This is a genomic window from Methylobacterium sp. WL12 (assembly GCF_008039475.1).
Lineage (GTDB): Bacteria > Pseudomonadota > Alphaproteobacteria > Rhizobiales > Beijerinckiaceae > Methylobacterium > Methylobacterium cerastii.
This window is the reverse complement of sequence record NZ_VRUW01000196.1, coordinates 1-1,921: the sequence shown is the minus strand read 5'-3', so window position 1 is coordinate 1,921 and position 1,921 is coordinate 1. Positions and strand designations below refer to the sequence as shown.

The window sequence follows — 1,921 nt, the reverse complement described above, 5'->3', positions numbered from 1 at the left end:
CCCCCTCGATTTTGGACGGTTTGTCTGAGACGTCTGCGTTGCGTCTGTTGCCGGAGAGCGACCTTCCGGCGGTTGCGGAGGCGGTTCGGTCTGAGATGATCGAGACCGTGTCGGTGACGGGCGGGCATCTCGGGTCCGGGCTCGGGGTGGTCGAGCTGACGGTGGCGTTGCACCACGTGTTCGACACGCCCGACGACCGGATCGTGTGGGACGTCGGGCACCAGGCCTACCCGCACAAGATCCTGACCGGCCGGCGCGACCGGATGCGGACGCTGCGGCAGGGCGGCGGGCTGTCGGGCTTCACCAAGCGCTCGGAGAGCGAGTACGACCCGTTCGGGGCGGCGCATTCCTCGACCTCGATCTCGGCGGCGCTGGGCATGGCGGTGGCGCGGGATCTCCACGCGGCGGCCGAGAAGGCGCGCGGGCACGAGGCGCCCAAGCGCCGCAACATGATCGCGGTGATCGGCGACGGCTCGATGTCGGCGGGCATGGCCTACGAGGCGATGAACAACGCCGGCGCGCTGCACTCGCGGCTGATCGTGATCCTGAACGACAACGACATGTCGATCGCGCCCCCTGTCGGCGCGATGTCGGCCTACCTCGCGCGCCTGGCGTCGGGCGGGGCGTATCGCGGCCTGCGCGAGACCGCCAAGCAGCTCGGCAAGCTGCTGCCGAAGGCGATCTACCAGCGTGCGGCGCAGGCCGAGGAGTTCGCCCGCGGGCTGATCGTCGGCTCGGGCACGATGTTCGAGGAGATGGGCTTCCACTACGTCGGGCCGGTGGACGGGCACAACCTCGACCACCTGCTGCCGGTGCTGAAGAACGTGCGCGACAGCGAGCAGGGCCCGATCCTGCTGCACGTCGTGACGCGCAAGGGCAAGGGCTACGCCCCGGCCGAGGCGTCGGCCGACCGCTACCACGGCGTGGTGAAGTTCGACGTGCTCTCGGGGGTGCAGACCAAGGCCAAGGCCAACGCGCCGGCCTACACGCGGGTGTTCGGCGAGAGCCTGATCAAGGCGGCGGACGCCGACGAGAAGGTGGTGGCGATCACCGCGGCGATGCCGGGCGGCACCGGCATCGACCTGTTCGGCAAGGCGCATCCCGACCGGACCTTCGACGTGGGCATCGCCGAGCAGCATGCGGTGACGTTCGCCGGAGGTCTCGCGACGGAGGGCTACAAGCCGTTCGTGGCGATCTACTCGACCTTCCTGCAGCGGGCCTACGACCAGGTCATCCACGACGTGGCGCTGCAGAACCTTCCCGTCCGCTTCGCCCTCGACCGGGCGGGCCTGGTGGGGGCGGACGGGGCGACGCATGCGGGCGCGTTCGACCTGGCGTATCTGTGCTGCCTGCCGAACATGACGGTGATGGCGGCGGCCGACGAGGCCGAGCTGGTGCACATGGTGGCGACCTGCCACGCGCACGATTCCGGCCCGATCGCGCTGCGCTACCCGCGCGGCGAGGGCGTGGGCGTCGAGATGCCGGAGGTCGGCGTCCCGCTGGCGATCGGGCGCGGCCGGATCGTGACGCGGCCGGAGAATGCGCGGGTGGCGCTGCTGTCGCTCGGCACGCGTCTGGGCGAGGCGCTGAAGGCGGCTGAGACGCTGTCGGCGGCCGGCATCGCGGTGACGGTGGCGGACGCGCGCTTCGCCAAGCCGCTCGACGAGGCGCTGATCCTGGATCTCGCGGCCAGCCACGAGGTGCTGATCACCCTGGAGGAGGGCTCGCGCGGCGGGTTCGGGGCGATGGTGCTGCACCTGCTCACCGAGCGCGGGGTGCTGGACGCGATGCGGCTGCGGGTCCGCACGATGACGCTGCCGGACGCCTACCAGGACCACGACAGCCCCGACAAGATGTACGCCGAAGCCGGCCTCGACGCCGCCAGCATCGTCAAAAAGGTCGAGGAAATCCTGCCCGAGCG

The 1,921-nt window shown here is 70.7% G+C and carries 1 protein-coding gene; it reads left to right on the top strand.

Features of this window, described 5'->3' with window-relative positions; translation table 11 throughout:
• Positions 1-8 precede the first annotated feature (8 nt).
• Positions 9-1,921, top strand: a 1,913-nt coding sequence (gene dxs / locus FV226_RS27400) for a 1-deoxy-D-xylulose-5-phosphate synthase (RefSeq protein WP_246685643.1), incomplete at its 3' end; no start/stop codon positions are given.